The 19133-nt window shown below is 67.9% G+C and carries 19 protein-coding genes; 4 read left to right on the top strand and 15 right to left on the bottom strand.

Features of this window, described 5'->3' with window-relative positions; genetic code table 11:
* Positions 1 to 206: 206 nt before the first annotated feature.
* From KHC19_RS06210 to KHC19_RS06200, 3 genes are all read left to right on the top strand, one after another.
* Positions 207 to 530 (top strand): DUF1476 domain-containing protein, encoded by a 324-nt coding sequence (locus KHC19_RS06210; protein ID WP_213351486.1) that lies wholly within the window; start codon positions 207 to 209, stop codon positions 528 to 530.
* Positions 531 to 727: 197 nt separating this feature from the next.
* A complete protein-coding gene (locus KHC19_RS06205; RefSeq protein ID WP_213351485.1) occupies positions 728 to 1708 on the top strand; it encodes an SH3 domain-containing protein in 981 nt (326 codons plus the stop codon).
* 160 nt (positions 1709 to 1868) lie between these two features.
* Entirely contained in the window at positions 1869 to 2504 is a 636-nt protein-coding gene (locus KHC19_RS06200) for an SH3 domain-containing protein (protein ID WP_213351484.1), read from the top strand.
* Between the two features lie 76 nt (positions 2505 to 2580).
* Here the strand turns inward: KHC19_RS06200 and purB are convergent, their stop codons facing one another.
* From purB to KHC19_RS06170, 6 genes are all read right to left on the bottom strand, one after another.
* The gene (gene purB / locus KHC19_RS06195; protein WP_213351483.1) at positions 2581 to 3888 is read right to left on the bottom strand and encodes an adenylosuccinate lyase; all 1308 of its coding nucleotides are present in this window, start codon (positions 3886 to 3888) and stop codon (positions 2581 to 2583) included.
* An 82-nt stretch (positions 3889 to 3970) separates the two neighbouring features.
* The gene (gene rpe, locus KHC19_RS06190; protein ID WP_213351482.1) at positions 3971 to 4657 is read right to left on the bottom strand and encodes a ribulose-phosphate 3-epimerase; all 687 of its coding nucleotides are present in this window, start codon (positions 4655 to 4657) and stop codon (positions 3971 to 3973) included.
* A 250-nt stretch (positions 4658 to 4907) separates the two neighbouring features.
* Positions 4908 to 5762: a glycine betaine ABC transporter substrate-binding protein gene (locus KHC19_RS06185; RefSeq protein ID WP_213351481.1), complete on the bottom strand. Its 855-nt coding sequence runs from the start codon at positions 5760 to 5762 to the stop codon at positions 4908 to 4910.
* A gap of 72 nt (positions 5763 to 5834) precedes the next feature.
* Positions 5835 to 6683, bottom strand: a complete 849-nt coding sequence (locus tag KHC19_RS06180; protein WP_213351480.1) for an ABC transporter permease — start codon at positions 6681 to 6683, stop codon at positions 5835 to 5837.
* Between the two features lie 11 nt (positions 6684 to 6694).
* Positions 6695 to 7894: a quaternary amine ABC transporter ATP-binding protein gene (locus KHC19_RS06175; RefSeq protein WP_213351479.1), complete on the bottom strand. Its 1200-nt coding sequence runs from the start codon at positions 7892 to 7894 to the stop codon at positions 6695 to 6697.
* Between the two features lie 153 nt (positions 7895 to 8047).
* A complete protein-coding gene (locus KHC19_RS06170) occupies positions 8048 to 9064 on the bottom strand; it encodes a P1 family peptidase (protein WP_213351478.1) in 1017 nt (338 codons plus the stop codon).
* Between the two features lie 157 nt (positions 9065 to 9221).
* Here KHC19_RS06170 and KHC19_RS06165 point away from each other — a divergent pair, with 157 nt between their 5' ends.
* The gene (locus KHC19_RS06165) at positions 9222 to 9953 is read left to right on the top strand and encodes a cytochrome c biogenesis CcdA family protein (RefSeq protein WP_213351477.1); all 732 of its coding nucleotides are present in this window, start codon (positions 9222 to 9224) and stop codon (positions 9951 to 9953) included.
* 8 nt (positions 9954 to 9961) lie between these two features.
* Here KHC19_RS06165 and KHC19_RS06160 read toward each other — a convergent pair whose 3' ends face one another.
* The 9 genes from KHC19_RS06160 to KHC19_RS06120 all read right to left on the bottom strand — a co-directional run bounded on the left by KHC19_RS06160 (position 9962) and on the right by KHC19_RS06120 (position 19131).
* On the bottom strand, positions 9962 to 10465 hold the full coding sequence (locus KHC19_RS06160; RefSeq protein WP_213351476.1) for a GNAT family N-acetyltransferase: 504 nt from the start codon (positions 10463 to 10465) through the stop codon (positions 9962 to 9964).
* 168 nt (positions 10466 to 10633) lie between these two features.
* Complete coding sequence (locus KHC19_RS06155; RefSeq protein ID WP_213351475.1) at positions 10634 to 11734, bottom strand: branched-chain amino acid ABC transporter substrate-binding protein; 1101 nt, start codon at positions 11732 to 11734, stop codon at positions 10634 to 10636.
* Between the two features lie 137 nt (positions 11735 to 11871).
* Entirely contained in the window at positions 11872 to 12234 is a 363-nt protein-coding gene (locus KHC19_RS06150; RefSeq protein ID WP_213351746.1) for a DUF6867 family protein, read from the bottom strand.
* A gap of 118 nt (positions 12235 to 12352) precedes the next feature.
* Positions 12353 to 13066, bottom strand: a complete 714-nt coding sequence (locus KHC19_RS06145) for an ABC transporter ATP-binding protein (RefSeq protein WP_213351745.1) — start codon at positions 13064 to 13066, stop codon at positions 12353 to 12355.
* Between the two features lie 26 nt (positions 13067 to 13092).
* Positions 13093 to 14043 (bottom strand): ABC transporter ATP-binding protein, encoded by a 951-nt coding sequence (locus KHC19_RS06140; protein ID WP_246548303.1) that lies wholly within the window; start codon positions 14041 to 14043, stop codon positions 13093 to 13095.
* A complete protein-coding gene (livM, locus tag KHC19_RS06135; RefSeq protein ID WP_213351474.1) occupies positions 14043 to 15482 on the bottom strand; it encodes a high-affinity branched-chain amino acid ABC transporter permease LivM in 1440 nt (479 codons plus the stop codon). Before livM ends, KHC19_RS06140 begins: the two co-directional genes overlap by 1 nt.
* Positions 15483 to 15489: 7 nt before the next feature.
* A complete protein-coding gene (locus tag KHC19_RS06130; RefSeq protein WP_213351473.1) occupies positions 15490 to 16407 on the bottom strand; it encodes a branched-chain amino acid ABC transporter permease in 918 nt (305 codons plus the stop codon).
* Positions 16408 to 16861: 454 nt separating this feature from the next.
* A complete protein-coding gene (locus tag KHC19_RS06125) occupies positions 16862 to 18052 on the bottom strand; it encodes a BaiN/RdsA family NAD(P)/FAD-dependent oxidoreductase (RefSeq protein WP_343207664.1) in 1191 nt (396 codons plus the stop codon).
* On the bottom strand, positions 18049 to 19131 hold the full coding sequence (locus tag KHC19_RS06120; RefSeq protein WP_213351472.1) for a lysine-2,3-aminomutase-like protein: 1083 nt from the start codon (positions 19129 to 19131) through the stop codon (positions 18049 to 18051). The genes KHC19_RS06125 and KHC19_RS06120 overlap by 4 nt, the downstream gene beginning before the upstream one ends.
* Positions 19132 to 19133: the final 2 nt, after the last annotated feature.

Raw genomic sequence — 19133 nt, 5'->3', positions numbered from 1 at the left:
TAGCCGATCAGCGACCGTGATACAACGCAATGCACAGGCGGCCAGCCCGAACGCGCCATTTCACGGCCTCCCGGGAGCGGGGAGCGGCAGATTGACGTAAGGGGTCTTCCAGCGCCCGGGTATCGTTGATTTGGGAGCGGCCGCGCTATAATCAAGCCCGCGAGCCGCATCGCGCAGGCCGCGCATATAACAGGGCAAGGAACACGATGAGCACTTTCGACAAGCGCGAAGATGGGTTCGAGGCGAAATTTGCCCATGAGGAGTCGCTGAAGTTCAAGGCGCACGCCCGTCGCAACCGTGCGCTTGGTCTCTGGGCCGCTCAGAAGCTCGGTCTTTCCGCCGAGGAGGCGACCACCTATGCCCAGTCGCTGATCGAGGCGGATCTGGGCGAGGCCGGCGACGAGGACGTCTATGCCAAGCTGAAGGCGGATTTCGAGGCCAAGGGGCTCGACATCTCCGAGCACCGGATCCGCCGGACCATGGAGGATCTGCTCGCCGAGTCGCTTGAGGCGATCAAGGCCGGCGGCTGATCGCGGCTCGCCTATATCGATCGGGCCGGCAAGCGCTTCCCTCGGGGAGCCTGCCGGCCTTTTCGTTTGCTGCTCGGCTCAGAAGGCGCTCGCCGCCTCGATCGGCAACCATCTTGCCTGCTTTCCGTTGCGGCCAGGCGGAATTGGGGGCATGGGTGGAGCTATGTCGTGTGAGCACGCGTTGCAGGAGGGGGGCGATGCGGATCGCGGGGTTGTTGGCGCTGGGCGGCGCGCTGGTGCTCGCGGGCACCGGCCTCGCCGGCGCGGCGTCGGGTACCATCGTCACGACCGCCGAACTGCGCGCCGGACCGGGGCCGCGTTATGATGTCATCGGCCGGGTGCCGGCCGGAACCCCGGTCGAGACGGGCCCATGTTCCGGCGGCTGGTGCCGGACGCAATATGGCTATGTGAACGCGGCACGGATCGCCCCGGCCGGGAGCCCTTCCGGCCTCCCTTCGCCCGCGGCCTCCTCGTCCGTTCTCGCCCCGGCGGACGGCGCGATACGGAATATGCATCCGGGCCAGACGGAAACCATGAGCGGCACCCGCACCACCATTGGCAGCGCCAATGTGCGCTCCGGGCCGGGAACCGAGTTCGAGATCGTGAAGACCCTGCCGGACGCCACCTCTGTGTCGGTACAGAATTGCGCCAACGCCTGGTGCCGGGTCGATGGCGGCTATGTCAGCCTTTATGTGCTGTCGCGCGGCCAGGCCCGGCTGGTGCTGCCACCGGAAGCGCAGCCCCGCCTTCCCGATCCGACGACGCAGCCCTCCCTTATCCCGGAAACTGCACCGATCGCGGGCGCCGCGCTTCCCTCTGCCAGTCGCGCCTATGCATCCGGCGCCCCGGCTGCGGCGAGCAACGCGACGACCACGGCCAATGCCAATGTCCGCGCCGGGCCCGGCGCGGGATATGAGCGGCTGGGCACCTTGCCGGCAGGCTTTCCAGTCACCGTCGAATCCTGCGCCGATGGCTGGTGCCGAACGCAATATGGCTATGTGAGCGCCCGGCTGGTGGGACGCGCGCCGGCCCTGCGCGGCCGGCAAGGTGCCGGCCGGCCGCCGGCCACCGAACGGACCCCAGTGCTGGGCTATTGGGGCGAACGGCCCAGCTACTGGGGCGGAAGGCCCAGCTATTGGCGCCCGCACCCGGCCTATCCCTTGCCCGCACGCTCCTAGCCTGGGCGATCTTCCCGAGGCATCATCTGCCGGCGGTCGCGGTTTCGTGACGCGCGCCGATGGAAACCACCGGCGTGCGCCGGCGTTGTCGCGGGCAGCTACGTGGCCGGCCGGGCCGGCGAGGGCGGAAACGCGGGTTCCGCCGGCGAAGGAGGATTCCATGCGTATGCGGACGACACTGCTGACCGCCGTCGCCTTGTTGCTGGCCGGCATCGCGACCGCCGAAGCGCGGTCCGCCACCGTCACCAACGATCTCAACGTGCGCAGCGGGCCGGGCACCGGCTATCGCGTCGTCGCCACGCTGCCGGCTGGCGCGCGCGTCAATGTCGCCGGCTGCACCGGCAACAATTGGTGCCAGATCGGCGGGGGCTATGTCAGCGCCAGCTATCTTTCCTTCGGCGGGTCCCGCGTGGCGGTCAGTCCGGGATATTATGACGGCTATTACGACCCGGCGCTGGGTGTCGGGGCCTTTGCGCTCGGCGTGGGCGTCGGCTCCGCCTGGGGTCCCGGCTATTGGGGCGGCCCCTATTACTGGGGCGGTCCCCGCTATCGCTATTGGGGCCCAGGACGCTACTGGGGCGGCCGTCCCGCCTATTGGGGTGGACGTCCCGCCTATTGGCGCGGCGGTCCCGGCTGGCGAGGCCGGCCGGCCTATTGGCGCGGCGGCCCGCGCCCGGGATGGCGCGGCGCTCCGCCTCCGGCATGGCGTGGCGCCGGCCCCGGCTGGCGAGGCGGCTATGGCGGTCCCCGCCCGGTCATGTACCGGCCGCAAATCGGCGGCATGCGCCGGCCGTGAAACAGAACTGGGTCAGATCGATATCCCGATCTGACCCAGCTGTTTAGGGCGACTATCTTATCCGATATGCGAATTCTCAGGCGCGGCCGAACACCCGCCTGAAGATGGTGTCGACATGCTTGAGGTGGTAGCCGAGATCGAATTTCTCGGCGATCTCCTCGGCGGAGAGGTACTTCCGCACGTCGGCGTCATTGGTCAACAGCGTCTGGAACTCGCCCTCGCCGCGCCATACCGGCATGGCGTTGCGCTGCACCAGCCGATAGGCATCCTCGCGCGAGGCGCCCTTCTGGGTCAGCGCCAGCAGGACACGCTGCGAATGCACGAGGCCGCCGAGCCGGTCGAGGTTCTTCTGCATGTTCTGCGGATAGACGATCAGCTTCTCGACGACGCCAGCGAGGCGGTTCAGCGCGAAGTCGAGCGTTACCGTCGCATCCGGGCCGATGCCGCGCTCGACCGAGGAATGCGAGATGTCGCGCTCGTGCCAGAGCGCGACGTTCTCCAGCGCCGGCGTGACCATGCCGCGCACGAGGCGGGCGAGGCCGGTGACGTTCTCGGTCAGTACCGGGTTGCGCTTGTGCGGCATCGCCGAGGAGCCTTTCTGCCCCTCGGAGAAGAACTCCTCCGCCTCCAGCACCTCGGTGCGCTGCAGGTGGCGGATCTCCACCGCGACGCGTTCCATGGAGGAGGCGACGACGCCGAGCGCGGCGAAATAGGCGGCGTGGCGGTCGCGCGGGATCACCTGCGTCGACACCGGCTCGACCTTCAGGCCGAGCTTGGCGGCGACATATTCCTCAACGCGCGGGTCGATCTGCGCGAAGGTGCCGACCGCGCCGGAAATGGCGCAGGTGGCGACCTCCTTGCGCGCCGCCACGAGCCGGGCGCGGTTGCGCTGGAATTCGGCATGCGCTTGCGCCAGCTTGAGGCCGAAGGTGGTCGGCTCGGCGTGGATGCCGTGCGAGCGGCCGATGGTCGGGGTGAGCTTGTGCTCGAAGGCGCGGGCCTCGAGCGCGGCAAGCAGCCGGTCGACGTCCTTGATCAGGATGTCGGCGGCACGCACCAGCTGCACGTTGAGGCAGGTGTCGAGCACGTCGGAGGAGGTCATGCCCTGGTGGACGAAGCGCGCTTCCGGCCCGACGATCTCGGCGAGATGGGTGAGGAAGGCGATGACGTCGTGCTTGGTGACGGCCTCGATCTCGTCGATGCGGGCGACGTCGAAGGTGGCGTCCTTCGCCTTCTCCCAGATCTTCGCCGCCGCTTCCTTTGGCACCACGCCGAGCTCGGCGAGCGCGTCGGTGGCGTGCGCCTCGATCTCGAACCAGATGCGGAAGCGGGTCTGCGGCTCCCAGATGGCGGCCATCTCGGGACGGGTATAGCGCGGGATCACGGGCGTGCTCACAAGTTGCGTGACGGACGCCGCGCATTAGCAGATAGGCGGCCCCGCGACAAATGCAGGCACCGGGAAGCGGCTAGACCAGGGTGCCGATCGCCCGTTCCGCCGCATGGCGGATGCCCGCGATGTTGCCGGCATAGGCCGCGGCGCCGCCCTTGAACACCGCGGAGCCAGCCACCAGCACGTCGCCGCCGGCAGCCGCGCACAAGGGCGCCGTCTCCGCCGTCACCCCGCCGTCGATTTCGATGTGGATGGGGCGCTCGCCGATCATCGCCTTGATCTGACGCACCTTGTCCATCATCGACGGCAGGAAGGCCTGGCCGCCGAAGCCGGGATTGACCGTCATCACCAGCACGAGGTCGACGAGGCCGAGCACATGCTCCACCGCGCTCGCCGGCGTCGCGGGGTTGAGGGCGACGCCCGCCTTCTTGCCGAGCGCGCGGATCGCCTGCAGCGAGCGATGCAGATGCGGGCCGGCCTCGGCATGCACGGTGATGAGATCGGCTCCCGCCTTGGCGAAGGCTTCCAGATAGGGATCGGCCGGTGCGATCATCAGGTGCACGTCGAAGAACTTGGTGGTGAGCGGGCGGATCGCCTTCACGACATCCGGCCCGAAGGAGATGTTCGGCACGAAATGCCCGTCCATGATGTCGATATGTACCCAGTCGGCGCCGGCGGCGTCGATGGCGCGCACCTCCTCGCCGAAGCGGGCGAAGTCGCTTGCGAGGATGGAGGGGGCGACGATGAGCGGATGCGTGGCCATGGCGGTCTCCCTCGCGATCTTCCGGCGGTTTGTCTGACGCCTTGCGGATGCCGGCGCGTAGCACCGGCTCCCCGCCAATGCAATGACGGCGGGCAGGACAAGCCCAAAAGACAAGCCCCAAAAGAAAAGGCCGGGACGAGCCCGGCCTTTCAGGTGGGAACGATCGCCGTGACGGGTGACCGTTCAGGAGGAAGTGGGAGAGGCTATGGCCTGTGCCGCCCGGGAGCCGGCACGGCTGGATCGCATGTGATCACTTCGACCAGGCGTCGACCTTGGCCTTGTTGGCGGCGACCCAGGCCTTGGCGGTGGCGGCCGGATCGGCGCCGGGCTTGTTGTTCTCCACCATCACCGCCTGCTCGTCGGCGAGCGACAGGTTGAAATTGTCGAGGATCTTGTAGGCCTCCGGCGCCTCTTCCTTCAGCTTGGTGGAAACCACCGTGTTCACCGTCTCCTCGCCGCCGAACACAGCCTTGGGATCGGACAGGTACTTCAGGTCCCAGGTGGCGAACATCCAGTGCGGCGTCCAGGTGGTGATGACGATAGGCTCTTTCTTGCCGTAGGCGTCCTTCAGCGCCGCCACCATAGTGGCGTCCGAGCCCTCGACCAGCTTCACCGGCAGGGCGTATTCCTTGATCGCCTTTTCCGACGCCTTCATCAGGCCGGCGCCGGGATCGATGCCGACCACCTTGCCACCGAACTTCGCCGGGTCCTTCTTGATGTCCTCGATGGTGGCGATGTCGACATAGGTCGGCACCGCCCAGCCGATCTTGGCGCCGGTGACGTTGGGGCCGAGATCGACCACCTTGTCCTTCAGCTTGGCGTTATAGGCGGCGTGGGTCGCGGGCAGCCAGGCGGCGACCATGGCGTCGGCCTCGCCGGTCGCCACCGCCTGCCACATGGCGGCGCCGGACAGCGGCACGATCTTGACCTTGTAGCCCTTCTCCTCCAGCGCCGTCTTGACGATGTTGGTCGCGACCACGGCGTCCGACCATTCGACATAGGCGATGGTGAGGTCCTTCTTCTCCGCCTGCGCCGCACCGGCGGCAAGGCCGATGGCGGTGGCGGCCAGTGCAGCCGTCTTCGCGATTTTACCGAGGATGGACATAGGCTTTGCTCCAGTCTGGAAGGGGGATGTTGTGCCCGGAAGTCGTTGTGCCGCTTCCGTTGGTTCAGAGTCTCACGCCTTGTCCCGCCGCATGTGGCGGGCGACGTGCTGGGTGATGCGGTCGAGGATGACGGCCAGCACCACGATGGCGATGCCGGCCTGGAAGCCCTGTCCGGCCTCCAGACGCTGGATGGCCTTCCACACCTCTCCGCCGAGCCCGCCAGCGCCGATCATCGCCGCGATCACCACCATGGAGAGCGCGAGCATGATGGTCTGGTTGATGCCGGCCATGATGGTGGGGATGGCGAGGGGAAGCTGCACCTTGAACAGCTTCTGCCACCGCGAGGAACCGAAGGCATCGGCCGCCTCCACCAGTTCCGGCGGCGTCTGCATGATGCCGAGCGCGGTGAGGCGGATGGTCGGCGGCATGGCGAAGACGATGGTGGCGAAGCAGGCCGAGACAGCGCCGAGGCCGAAAAATGGAATGGCCGGAATGAGATAGACGAAGCTCGGCATGGTCTGCATCATGTCGAGCACCGGTGCGACCACGCGCCAGAACCGCTTGCTCACCGCCGCGCCGATGCCGATGGGTATGCCGATGGCGAGGGCGAACAGCGTCGAGACCAGCACCAGTACCAGCGACTGCATGGTCGCCCGCCACAGGTCGAGGTTCCACAGGAACGCGAAGCCGAGCACGCTGAACAGGGCGATGCGCAGCGTGGTCAGCCGCCAGACCGCCAGGCCGAACGCGACGATCACCAGCCACGGGGGCAGGTCGACCAGAAAGTCGGTGATCGTCTCGATGCCGGTGCCGATCACGGCGCTGAGCGCGCGCGTGACGCCCGAGAAATGCTCGGTCGCCCAGTCCAGCGCGATATCGCACCAGTCGGCGAGGGGGATGCGCGGAATCTCGAAGGCCATCGCGTTCCTCCTCAGTGCAGCGGCTGCGCGCGACGACGGGCGAGCGTCGCCACCAGGTCGGCATTGGCGATCACCCCGCGCAAGGAGCGGTCGGCATCTATGACGGCGATCTCGCCGCGTCCGCCGGCAAGCTTGACGACCGTCTCGTTGAGCGTGGCCGAGGACGACACGCAGGCATCGGTGTCGCTCAGCAGCAGCCGCAGTTCCGTCTCGCCGGCCGCCTTCAGCGTGTCGGCATCGACCGTGCCCTGGAACCGCCCCTCCTGGCACACCACCGTCATGACCGGCTCGCCGCTCTGCACGAGGCTGGCGAGCGCCTCGGCCGCGGTGCTGAACCAGGGCTTGACCGCGGTCGGCGGGCGCATGGCGTCGCCGGCGGTGACGACGCCGAGCACGTCGATATGCTCGACGAAACGCCGCACATAGTCGTCGGCGGGGTTGGCGAGGAAGTCGGCCGCGGTGCCCTGCTGCACCACCCGACCGTCCTTCATCAGCACGATGCGCCCGCCGAGCGCGATGGCCTCGTCGAGATCGTGGCTGACGAAGACGATGGTCTTCTTGAGCCGCTTCTGCAGCGCGACGAGCTCGCCCTGCATGTCGCGGCGGATCAGCGGATCGAGCGCGCTGAAGGCTTCGTCCATGAGCAGCACGTCGGGATTGAGTGCCAGCGCGCGGGCGAGGCCGGCGCGCTGCTGCATGCCGCCGGAGAGCTGCGAGGGAAAGTGCTGGTCCCAGCCCTTCAGGCCCACCGTCTCGAGCGCCGCCATGGCGCGCTCCCGGCGCGCGGAGGCCGGCACACCCTGGACCTCCAGCCCGTATTCGACGTTCTTGACGATGCTGCGGTGGGGGAACAGGGCGAATTGCTGGAACACCATACCGAAGCGGGTGCGGCGGAACTCCATCAGTTCCCGCTCGCCCAGCCGGGTAATGTCGACATCGTCGACGAAGACCGAGCCGGCGGTGGGCTCGATCAGCCGGTTGATGCAGCGCAGGCAGGTAGACTTGCCGGAACCCGACAGGCCCATGACGACGAGGATCTCGCCTTCGGCGATGTCGAAGCTGACATCCTGAAGCCCGACCACGGCGCCGGTCGCCTTGAGGATCTCGGCGCGGCTCTGGCCGGCCTTGAGCAGCGCAAGCGCCGCCTCCGTCCTGTCGGCGAAGATCTTGGTGAGTCCGTTGACCCTGATGCGTGGCCGGCTTTGCGTCATGCACCCCTCATTTTTTCTAATGAGAGTGTCCGGCGCATGGCTGCCATGCTTATTGGACAGATGCGACAAGGGCGGCAATCAAACACGACAAATCCGTGTCGCAAGCCTCCTGCTATTGCGTCGTCCGCAATAGCGCCCGCCGATGATACCTCCTCAGCGTGCCCAGCGGTCGCGCCAGGCCGGAAGCGCCCCCGGCTGCGGCAGCGCGCTCGCCTCATAGACGCCGCGGGCACAGGCGCGGGCGAGCGCTTCCACCGCCGCGACGCCGAGCCAGGCGAGGTCGCGCACCGGCTCCCCGAGCGGCCTGGTGCCGGTGGCGGCGGCAAATACCGTGTCGCCGTCGAGCGGGGTGTGTACCGGCCAGATGGCCCGGGCCAGCCCGTCCTGCGCCATCACGGCGAGGCGCTTGCACTGGGCCTTGGTCAGCGCGGCATCGGTGGCGACGATGGCGATGGTGGTATTGGCGAGCGTCGCCGCCGCCGGCTCGTCCACCGCCGGCATACCCTTCATCGGCGGGGCGAGGCGTGGGGCGGGCAGGGGGGCCGGCAGGCCGAGACCGCCGAATTCGCCATCGCGCTCGAAGGGCGCCGCCCAGAAATGCGGGCCGTCGCCGACATTCACCGAGCCGACCGCATTCACCGCGACGATGGCGCCCACCACATGGCCGCTTGCGGACACCGCCGAGGCGGAGCCGAGCCCGCCCTTGAGAATGGCCGTCGTGGCGCCGGTGCCGGCGCCGATCGTCCCGAGCGGGAAATCCAGCCCCGCATCGCCGGCGGCGCGGTAGCCGAGATCGCGGTAGGGGGCGAAGCGGCCCCAGTTCTTGTCGCCGCCATTGATCAAGTCGAACAGCACGCAGCCGGGCACGATCGGGATGCGGGCATCGCCGATGGCGAAGCCGATACCCTGCTCGGCGAGGCGGGCCATCACCCCGGCGCAGGCATCGATGCCGAAGGCCGAGCCGCCGCTGAGGGTGAGGGCATGCACGGCATCCACCGTGGTGTCGGGGGCAAGCAGGTCGGTCTCGCGCGTGCCCGGCCCGCCGCCGCGCACATCCACCGAGGCGGTGGTCGGACGGTCGAACACCACCGTGGTCACGCCGGAAGCCAGGGCGAGATCCGTGGCGTTGCCGACCTTCAGCCCGGCCACATCGGTGATCAGGTTGCGCATTCTTCTGCCTCTCCCCATTGCCCTTTGCGGGTCATCACATCCCGGCGATGGCGGAAATCGCCGCATTGCATTCACCGCCCCGGCCGTGCATTGGACGCAGGGCGGTCGCCGCTTGCCGCGGCTGCCGCAGTCAATTCGTTCACGGGTGCCAAGGTCAATGGCCGACGTCACGCTTCCGGCCGCTTTCGTCGCCGGCATCGCCAGCTTCGCCTCCCCCTGCGTGCTGCCGCTGGTGCCGCCCTATCTGTGCTACCTGGCCGGCACCAGTCTCGACCAGATCACCCATAAGGCGCCGACCGGCGCCGCGGCGCGGCGCACGCTGGGAGCGGCGGTGCTGTTCGTCGCCGGCTTCTCGACGGTGTTCGTGGCGCTGGGCGCTGGGGCCTCGGTGGTCGGCGGTTATCTGCGGCTTTATTCGCAGGAGCTGGCCATCGTGGCCGGTGTCGCCATCCTGCTGATGGGCCTGCATTTTCTCGGCGTGCTGCGGCTCGGCTGGCTGACGCAGACGAAGCGTGTGCATGTCGATGCCCCCACCAGCCTTGCCGGCGCCTATGTCATGGGCCTCGCCTTCGCCTTCGGCTGGACGCCCTGCATCGGGCCGGTGCTGGCGGCGATTCTCGCGGTCGCCGCTTCCGAGCAGACGCTCACCCGGGGAGCCGGCCTGCTCGCCGTCTATTCGGCCGGGCTCGGCGTGCCGTTCCTCCTGGTCGCGGCGATGGCGCGGCCGGCGCTCGGCCTGCTCACGCGGGCGCGGCGCTATCTGCCCATGGTGGAAAAGACCATGGGCGCGCTGCTGGTGCTGACCGGCATCGGCTTCCTGTCCGGCTGGATGGCGAGCATCAGCTACTGGATGCTGGAGACCTTCCCGGCTCTCGCCAGCTTCGGCTGAGGTCCCCGTCAGCGCTTGAGCGGCTTGCGCATGCGGATGCAGGCCATGCGCCGGCCGCCGCGCAGCACGCTTTCGCCGCGCCGCACGGCGGTGAAGCCATGGCGCGTGTAGAAGGCTTCGGCGTTGAGCGTCGCGTCCATGATGAGTTCCGACAGCCCGTATTTGCGCGCCCGGATCTCAAGCTCCCGCAGGAGGGCGGCGCCGATGCCGAGGCGGCCATGGTCGGGCACGACATAGATGGCCCGCAATTCGCGGCCGCCGGGCACGAAGGAGCCGAACCCGACGATTACGCCGCCGCGCCCGCGCGCGACGATCGCCTCCTCCTCGCCGCTTTCGATGCGGCGGGCGAGGGCGTCGATATGGTCGGGTCGCAGCGGCAGGGGAGCCCAGGCGTCGATGATGTCGGGATCGTAATAGGCCGCCGCGGTGCCGCGAATGGCCGCGCGATGCACGATGAGCATCGCTTCGGCATCCTCCGGGCGTGCTTTCTCCAGGCGCAGTTTCACTTCCATCGGCGCGTCGACCCTCCCGAGAAAACGAGTGTAGCCGGCGCGGACGTGCTGACAATCTCCGCAGGTGCGCTTCCCGCCTGCCGCCGGGGCCTCGCGAAAAGCAAAACCCGCCGGCTTGCACCGGCGGGTCTCGTTCAGGCCCGATAACGCGCCGTCAGGCGCCGCGCATCAGAGCTCGGTGTAGCCGCCGTCCTTCCAGACATAGACGACATAGTCGAGATTGGTGCGGTCGCCCTTCTTGTCGAAGGTCAGCTTGCCCAGCACCGTGTCGAAGGGCTTGCCGGAGTGGATGTACTCGGCGACCTTCTTGGGGTCGAGCGACTTGGTGGCGTCGACCGCCTGCTGGATCACCTGGCCGGCGGCGTAGGAGTAGAGCACGTAGCCTTCCGGGTCGATGCCCTTCTTCTTGAACTCCTCGACGACCTTGGCGGCGGCGGGGTTCTTGCGCGGATCCGGGCCGAAGGTCATCAGCGTGCCGGCGGCGCCCGGACCGGCGATGGTCCAGAACTCCTTGTCGGTGATGCCGTCACCCGAGAACAGCACGGTCTTCATGCCCTGGTCGCGCATCTGGCGCACCAGCAGGCCGGCTTCGGTGTGCAGGCCGCCATAGTAGAGCACGTCGACATTCGCGGCCTTCAGCTTCGAGACGAGGGCCGAATAGTCCTTCTCGCCCGGGTTGATGCCTTCGTAGACGACTTCCTTGATGCCGGCCTTGTTCATGGCCTTCTGCGTCTCGTCGGCGAGACCCTTGCCGTACGGGGTCTTGTCGTGGACGATCGCGACCTTCTTGTCCTTCAGGTTCTTGACGATGTAGTCCGCGGCCACCGCGCCCTGCTGGTCGTCGCGGCCGCAGGTGCGGAACACGTTGGTGAGGCTGCGCTCGGTCAGCTTCGGGTTGGTCGAGGCCGGGGAGATGGCGACCACGCCGGCTTCGGCATACTGCTCGGAAGCCGGGATCGACACGCCCGAGTTGAAGTGGCCGATCACGAACTTCACGCCGTCGGCGATGAACTTGTTCGCGACGGAGACACCCTGCTCGGGCTTGGAGGCGTCGTCGCCCACCACGATCTCGACCTTCTGGCCGAGCAGACCGCCGGCGGCGTTGACGTCAGCGCCCCACTGCTCGGCGCCGTTCTTCAGCTGCGCCCCGAACGCGGCGTTGGCACCGGTCATCGGACCGCCGACGCCGACTTTCACCTGTGCCGAGGCCGGCAGCGCCATCGCCAGAGTGGCGCTGAGCGCAAGGCCGGCAAACAGAAACTTCTTCATGGAAGGTCTCTCCTGCTTCTGAAAGGGGTGGTTCTTGGTTGTTCGCCGGTCCGTCGGCCAGGCCAGTCGCCCCCAGGGGCAAATGTTGCTCTTTTTCAGGCGCTTGTCGACGGAAGAAGCGAAAGATGTGCACCAGCTTACGCGGCGTCCTCCGGCGGCGTTTCCGAGGTCCCGCGCCGCCAGCCGAACAGGCCGGCCTGGCGGAAAAGCCAGCTGTAGCGCGTCGCCATCTGCGTCGCCCGTTCGGCACGGAAACCGAGCGTCGAGAGCGCCAGCACGAAGGCGGTGTCGGTGATGAAATGCGGCAGGCTGAGCAGCGTGCCCTGGAACAGCGCGAAGTGGAAGAACCGCACCGCGCAGCCGAGCAGCAGCGCATAGATCACCGCCTGCCGATAGCCTCGCCAGGTCGAAGCCACGGCCCGGCCGGACAGCCAGGCGGCGCCGCCGCCGAGGAATACGGTGACGAGGTAGAAATCCGCCCGCGAGGCCTCCACCACCAGCGAGGGGGCGAAGAGGCTGGCCAGCAGGATCGCCGCCGCCACCGCTCCCGGCAGCACGACGGCGAGGCTGTTCGGGGCGCCCTGGGCGATGAGGGTGGGACGCGTGGGTGCCGCCATGTCAGTGCCTCCCGCCTTCGAGATAGGCGGCCCGCACCTCCGGCCGCTCGAGGAGCTCGCGCCCCGCGCCGGACATGGTGACGGCGCCGTTGACCAGCACATAGCCGCGATGGGCGAGCTTCAGCGCATGGAAGGCGTTCTGCTCGACCAGGAACACGGTGAGCCCTTCCGTGCGGTTGAGCTCGCGTATGGCGTCGAAGATCTGCTTGACGATCAGCGGCGCGAGGCCGAGCGAGGGCTCGTCCAGCATCAGCAGGCGCGGGCGGCTCATCAGCGCCCGGCCGATGGCGAGCATCTGCTGCTCGCCGCCCGACAGCGTGCCGCCGCGCTGGCCAATGCGCTCCTTCAGGCGGGGGAACAGCGTGAACACCCGCTCGAGGTCGCCGTCGAAATGCTCGAAATTGTCGATGGAGGCGCCCATCTGCAGGTTTTCGAACACCGTCATGCGCGGGAAGATGCGCCGGCCCTCGGGAGACTGCGCGATCTTCAGATGCGCGATCTCGTGGGTCGGCATCCGCGTAATGTCGCGGCCCTCGTAGAGGATCTGCCCCTCGCGGGCGCGCGGCTGACCGAAGATGGTCATCATCAGCGTGGACTTGCCGGCGCCGTTGGAGCCGATCAGCGTGACGATCTCGCCGCGATGGACGTCCACGTCGACGCCCTTCAGCGCCATGATGTTACCGTAGAAGGTCTTGACGCCGCGAATGGCCAGCATGGGCTCGGAAGCAGTCACGGCAGCGCTCACGATTGCGCCCCCGTGGCTTCGTCGAGCACCGCCTCGACCTCCTCGACCGCGTCCTCGTCCACGCCGAGATAGGCGGCGATGACGCGAGGGTCGTTCTTCACCGCCTCGGGGGTGCCGTCGGAGATCTTGGTGCCGTAGTCGAGGACGACCACATGGTCAGAGATTTCCATCACCACGCTCATGTCGTGTTCGATGAGAAGGATGGACGTGCCGTGCTCGGCGCGGATGGCGCGCAGGAGCTCGTTCAGCTCCAGGCTTTCGCGCGGGTTGAGGCCGGCGGCCGGCTCGTCGAGGCAGAGCAGGATCGGGCCCGAGCACATGGCGCGGGCGATCTCCAGCCGGCGCTGCGCGCCATAGGGCAGGTCGCCCGCCGGATCGTCGGCCCGTTCGGTGAGCCCCACCTTGTCGAGCCAGTACTTGGCCCGCTCGGTGGCCTGGCGCTGCGCCGCGGTGTAGCCGGGCAAGCCGAACAGCCCCTTGAGCGAATAGCCGGATGCGGCCATCAGCGCGTTGTGCTGGGCGACCATCAGGTTTTCCAGCACCGTCATGCCGGTGAACAGCCGGATATTCTGGAAGGTGCGCGCCACCTTGGCCTCGCCGGACACCTTGTAGTCGGGCATCCGCTCCAGCAGGTACACGCCGGCGTCGGGGCCGGCGAGGGCACGCTCGCCGTTCAGCGTCACCGCCGCGAGCTCGGCATCGGTCGGCGCGCGGCCATGGGCGAGCACGAGGCGGCCTTCGCTCGGCTTGTAGAAGCCGGTGATGCAGTTGAACACCGTGGTCTTGCCGGCGCCGTTGGGGCCGATCAGCGCGGTGATGTCGCCGCGCCCGACCTTGAACGACAGGTCGTTGACGGCGATGAGGCCGCCAAAGCGCATGAACAGGTGCTCGACCGAGAGGATCGGGTCCTTGTCCCAGCCGTGCAGGGGGAGAGCCATCTCAGCCATCAGCCGTGCCCTTCCTTCACGAGGCTGCCGGAAACCGCCTTCTTCTCCTTGAGAAAGATCGTCGGATCGCGGGAGGAGACAAGGCCGCGCGGCTTCCAGATCATGATCGCCACCATGGCGAAGCCGAACAGCAGCATGCGGTAGAGGCTGGGATCGAAATCGTTGCCGAACACCTGCTTGAGGAAGCCCAGATTGCGCAGCATCTCCATGCCGCCCATCATCACCGCCGCGGCGACGGCGACGCCGATCTGCGAGCCCATGCCGCCGAGCACCACGATGGCGAGGATCATCGCCGAGATGTCGAAGGTGAAGCTTTCCGGCGAGACGAAGCCGGCGCGCACCGCAAAGAAGCAGCCGGCGAAGCCGCCGAACATCGCGCCGGTGGCGAAGGCCGAGAGCTTCACATTGGTGGTGTTGATGCCGAGCGAGCGACAGGCGATCTCGTCCTCGCGCAGCGCTTCCCAGGCACGCCCCACCGGTAGGCGGCGCAGCCGCACCGTGGTGAAGGCGGTGATCAGCGCCAGGACGAGAATGACGAAGTAGAGGAAGACGATGCGGTGCATCGGGTTGAATTCGAGCCCGAACAGCGCCGCGAAGCCGTCCTCGCTGGCATTGAACGGAATGCCGAAGAACGTCGCGCGCGGGATCGAGGCGATGCCGGCGCCGCCGCCGGTGAAGTCCACCCAGTTGATCAGCACCAGGCGGATGATCTCGCCGAAGGCCAGCGTGACGATGGCGAGGTAATCACCGCGCAGCCGCAGCACCGGGAAGCCGAGGATCATGCCCCACAGGCCGGCGAAGAGGCCGGCGGCGGGCAGGCAGAACCAGAACGCCCAGTTGGCCCAGAACGTCTCGCCGAGTATCGCGGCGAAGAAGTCGTTCACCGGCGTCGAGGTGGCGAGCAGCGCATAGGTGTAGGCGCCGACCGCGTAGAAGGCGACATAGCCGAGGTCGAGCAGGCCGGCGAGGCCGACCACGATGTTGAGACCCCAGCCCAGCATCACATAGGTGAGGATGAGGATGCCGAGATCGAGCAGGTAGCGGCTCTCGTTCAGTCCGCCCATGGCGAAGGCGGCGATCGCCGGGAACAGCACCGCGAAGGCCAGCAGCGCCGGCTTGAAGGCCGGGGCGATGGCGAGCGCGCCGCGGGCGAGCGGCCCGGATCCGGCATTCGCCTTGGGCGCCCGGTTCGGCGACCAGACGGTGAGGTTGAGGATCAGCCGGCCGACGAAGATGATGCCGACCATGATGGCGACGACGAGCGGGCGATAGGCGAGGCCGAGCGCGCCGTCGATGATCACCGTCTGGAAGCCGACCAGCGGGCCGAGCAGGCCGAGGGCGATCAGCCCGGTGAGGAAGGCGTCCTTGAGGGCGCCGGGAAGGATGGACGTGCCGGAGCCTGCGACGGCGCCAGCCGGATGTGCGGTGTCGACGGCCATGCCTGCCTCACACCTTCTCGACTTCCGGCCGGCCGAGCAGGCCCTGCGGCAGGAAGATCAACGTGATGGCAAGGATGGAGAAAGCCGCCACGTCCTTGTATTCGATGGAGAAATAGGCCGACCAGAACACCTCGATGAGCCCGATCAGCAGCCCGCCGAGCACCGCGCCAGGCAGCGAGCCGATGCCGCCGAGCACCGCGGCGGTGAAGGCCTTCACGCCCGGCACGAAGCCGTCGGCGAAGTTCGCCACGCCGTAATACATCAGGTACATGGTGCCGGCGACGGCAGCGAGCGCGGCGCCGATGACGAAGGTCAGCGAGATGGTGTGGTCGACATTGATGCCGAGCAGCGCCGCCATCTTGCGGTCCTGCTCGACGGCGCGCTGCGCCCGGCCGAGCGAGGTCTTCTGCACCAGGTACCAGAAGCCGCCGAGCAGTGCGCTGGTCAGCACCATGATGATGACCTGCTTCCAGGCAAGCGTGACCTGGTAGCCCTCGCGCTCCATGATCACGATCACGTCGGTGACCATCGGCGGCACCGGCTTGTTGCGCGGGCCCTGCGACACCTGCACGAAATTGGCGAGGAAGATCGACATGCCGATCGCCGAGATCATCGGCGCCAGGCGGAACGAGCCGCGCAACGGCCGATAGGCCACGCGCTCGATCGCCCAGTTCATCAGCGACGTGAAGAACATCGCCACCACCAGCACGATGGCCAGCGCCAGGAAGATCGAGGTGATGCCCAGCACCGTCGTCAGCAGAAGGAAGCAGACGAGGGCGATGAAGGTCGACACCATGAACACGTCGCCATGCGCGAAGTTCACCATGCCGATGATGCCGAAGACCATTGTGTAGCCGATGGCGATCAATCCGTAGATCGATCCCAGCGTCAGCCCGTTGATGAGCTGCTGTACGAAAACGTCCATAATCTGTGCCGGCTCCCCTCAGCCGATGTCGCCACCCCATCTCCCGTATGGTTTGCCCATATTGTCATCGTGCCCGGGAGATGGGCTCGCAGAGTCTTAGCCTGCGCCGCGATCCGATACAATTCGATCGAAAGACGAAATGCAAATCATCGAAAGAAGTGATACTTGGGTGCTTAAATACCTCCAATGCCAAAAATCTAATCATTTTCAGGCGATTGGAGGGTGCTAATTCACGTCGAGGCGCCGGTATTAATCGCCTGAAAAATGTCGCTTTCGCGTCACAATCCCCCATTTTTGAATGGCGATGCAATAACGCCCCGCCGCCGCGGCGACGTCGCGGCACCCGTCGCCTCGACCGGGCTACCATCGGCGCTCTCGGCGGCGAGTCGTTTCGGGCGGATCGGGAGCGGGCAGGGAATATCCGCCTGTAGCGCAGGCCCCGGCGGAAGCGGTATCAGACGGCCTGGCCCGCCGCCCAGCCGGACGACCACGCCCACTGGAAATTGTAGCCGCCGAGCCAGCCGGTGACGTCCACCACCTCGCCGACGAAATAGAGGCCGGGCACGCGGCGGGCCTGCATGGCCTTCTGGTCGAGTTCGTCCGTATCGACGCCGCCGAGCGTGACCTCGGCGGTACGGTAGCCTTCCGATCCGGCGGGCTTGAACCGCCATTCATTGACGGCCTGTGCAAGCGGGCGCAGCAGCTTGTCGGGCAGGTCGGCAAGGTTGCGGGCCGGGGCGTGGTCGTCGCCGAGAAGCTGTGCCAGCCGGCGCGGCAACAGGGCTGTCAGCGCGCTCGCCGGCGCCTGCCGGCCATTCTCGGCGCGTGCCGCCTTCAAGGCCGCGAACACGTCGATGCCAGGCGCGAGGTCGACGGCGATCTCCTCGCCCTCGCGCCAATAGGAGGAGATCTGCAGGATTGCCGGGCCCGACAGGCCGCGATGCGTGAACAGCACCGCTTCGTCGAAGTCGGTCTTGCCGTGGGACACCCGCGCGGGCAGGCCGATTCCCGACAGGGGAGCGAGCCGCTCCAGCGACGGAGGATCGAGGGTCAGCGGCACCAGCCCCGGTCGGGTGGTCGTCACCTTGAGGCCGAAACGCGCCGCAACGTCGTAGCCGAAGCCGGTGGCGCCCATCTTGGGGATCGACTTGCCGCCGGTGGCCACGACGAGAGCCGCGCAGGCGATCGGCCCGGAGGACGTCGCGAGCCGGAAAGTACCGTCGTCCCTGTCCGGCAGCGAAACCGAGGTGGCGAGCCGCAGTTCGCCCCCGGCGTCCCGCAACTCCCGCAGCAGCATGTCGACGATCTGCCGCGCCGAGCCGTCGCAGAACAGCTGCCCGAGCGTCTTCTCGTGGAAGGCGATGGCGTGGCGCCGCACCAGGGCAATGAAGTCGTGCGGGGTATAGCGGTTCAGCGCCGAGATGCAGAAGCGGGGATTGGCGGAAAGGAAGCTTTTCGGCGTCGTCTCTATATTGGTGAAATTGCAGCGTCCGCCGCCGGATATGCGGATTTTCTCACCCGGTGCGCGAGCATGATCGAGGACGAGGGTGCGGCGCCCGCGCCTGGCAGCCTCGATGGCGCACATCAGCCCGGCGGCGCCGGCGCCGAGGATGACGACGTCCCAGTACTCCGCGCGTGCGCTCACCGTTCCGCCGCCGGATCGTAGCCATGGATGCCGCCGCAATAGTCGGTGACGCGCCAGCCTTCCGGCGCCGGCTCGATATAGCCGGGGCCGATCGGCACCTTGCCGTGGCCGCCGGGAATGTCGAGCACATAGGTCGGCAAGGCGAGGCCGGAGACGCGCCCGCGCAGCGCCCGCATCAGTTCCTGCCCACGCTCGACGGGCAGGCGGAAATGCACGGTGCCCGGCGCAAGGTCAGGATGGTGCAGGTAATAGGGCTTCACCCGCGCCTCCACGAGAGCCCGGAACAGCGCCGCCAGCGTCTCGGCGTCGTCGTTCACCCCTCGCAGCAGCACGCTCTGGCCGACCAGCGCGATACCGCCATCGGCAAGGCGGGCCAGCGCCGCGTGCACCCCGTCGTCGAGCTCGCTGGCGTGGTTGGCATGCACGGCGACCCAGGTGGTGAGGCCCGGCACCCGCAGCGCCTCGACCAGGGCGCCGGTGACGCGCTCCGGCGCCGCCACCGGCACGCGGGTATGGAAGCGGACGATCTTCACATGCCCGAGGGCGGCGAGGCGCTTCAGCAGCTCCTTGAGCCGGCGCGGCGAGGCCATGAACGGATCGCCTCCGGTCACCACCACTTCCCAGATTTCCGGGTGGCCGGCGATATAGGCGAGGGCGCCGTCAAGGGCCTCCTCGGACAGGCCGGTCTCGGCACCGGGGCCGACCATCTCGCGGCGGAAGCAGAACCGGCAATAGACGGCGCAGACGCCGACCAGCTTCAGCAGCGCGCGGTCGGGATAGCGGTGCACGATGCCCGGCACCGGGCTGTGGGCGTCGTCGCCGATCGGGTCGGCCAGTTCCTGCGGCTGGACATCGAGCTCGCGGGCATCGGGCAGGAACTGCCGGGCAATCGGGTCGTCCGCCGCACCCGGCACCATCTTCGTCGCCAGCGAGGCCGTCACCGCCACCGCATAGCGGGCGCCCACCGCTTCCAGCGCCGGATCGGGCGGCAGCAGGCCCGCCTCGGCGAGCGCGGTGGCGCTCCGCAGCGTGCGCGGCAGGCGGGCGACGGTCGGAAGGGGCGAGGGGGACGGCTTCATGC

Origin of the sequence: Ancylobacter oerskovii, assembly GCF_018390555.1 — a bacterium.
Classification (GTDB): domain Bacteria; phylum Pseudomonadota; class Alphaproteobacteria; order Rhizobiales; family Xanthobacteraceae; genus Ancylobacter; species Ancylobacter oerskovii.
The sequence above is the reverse complement of the archived record's forward strand: the minus strand, read 5'-3'. Positions and strand labels throughout refer to the sequence as shown.

Excerpts from the sequence above, each read along its gene's own strand:
- KHC19_RS06210 (WP_213351486.1), top strand. The coding sequence starts at position 207 with ATGAGCACTTTCGACAAGCGCGAAGATGGGTTCGAGGCGAAATTTGCC.
- KHC19_RS06205 (WP_213351485.1), top strand. The coding sequence starts at position 728 with ATGCGGATCGCGGGGTTGTTGGCGCTGGGCGGCGCGCTGGTGCTCGCG.
- KHC19_RS06200 (WP_213351484.1), top strand. The coding sequence starts at position 1,869 with ATGCGTATGCGGACGACACTGCTGACCGCCGTCGCCTTGTTGCTGGCC.
- rpe (WP_213351482.1), bottom strand. The coding sequence starts at position 4,657 with ATGGCCACGCATCCGCTCATCGTCGCCCCCTCCATCCTCGCAAGCGAC.
- KHC19_RS06185 (WP_213351481.1), bottom strand. The coding sequence starts at position 5,762 with ATGTCCATCCTCGGTAAAATCGCGAAGACGGCTGCACTGGCCGCCACC.
- KHC19_RS06180 (WP_213351480.1), bottom strand. The coding sequence starts at position 6,683 with ATGGCCTTCGAGATTCCGCGCATCCCCCTCGCCGACTGGTGCGATATC.
- KHC19_RS06175 (WP_213351479.1), bottom strand. The coding sequence starts at position 7,894 with ATGACGCAAAGCCGGCCACGCATCAGGGTCAACGGACTCACCAAGATC.
- KHC19_RS06170 (WP_213351478.1), bottom strand. The coding sequence starts at position 9,064 with ATGCGCAACCTGATCACCGATGTGGCCGGGCTGAAGGTCGGCAACGCC.
- KHC19_RS06165 (WP_213351477.1), top strand. The coding sequence starts at position 9,222 with ATGGCCGACGTCACGCTTCCGGCCGCTTTCGTCGCCGGCATCGCCAGC.
- KHC19_RS06160 (WP_213351476.1), bottom strand. The coding sequence starts at position 10,465 with ATGGAAGTGAAACTGCGCCTGGAGAAAGCACGCCCGGAGGATGCCGAA.
- KHC19_RS06155 (WP_213351475.1), bottom strand. The coding sequence starts at position 11,734 with ATGAAGAAGTTTCTGTTTGCCGGCCTTGCGCTCAGCGCCACTCTGGCG.
- KHC19_RS06145 (WP_213351745.1), bottom strand. The coding sequence starts at position 13,066 with ATGCTGGCCATTCGCGGCGTCAAGACCTTCTACGGTAACATCATGGCG.
- KHC19_RS06140 (WP_246548303.1), bottom strand. The coding sequence starts at position 14,043 with ATGGCTGAGATGGCTCTCCCCCTGCACGGCTGGGACAAGGACCCGATC.
- livM (WP_213351474.1), bottom strand. The coding sequence starts at position 15,482 with ATGGCCGTCGACACCGCACATCCGGCTGGCGCCGTCGCAGGCTCCGGC.
- KHC19_RS06130 (WP_213351473.1), bottom strand. The coding sequence starts at position 16,407 with ATGGACGTTTTCGTACAGCAGCTCATCAACGGGCTGACGCTGGGATCG.
- KHC19_RS06120 (WP_213351472.1), bottom strand. The coding sequence starts at position 19,131 with ATGAAGCCGTCCCCCTCGCCCCTTCCGACCGTCGCCCGCCTGCCGCGC.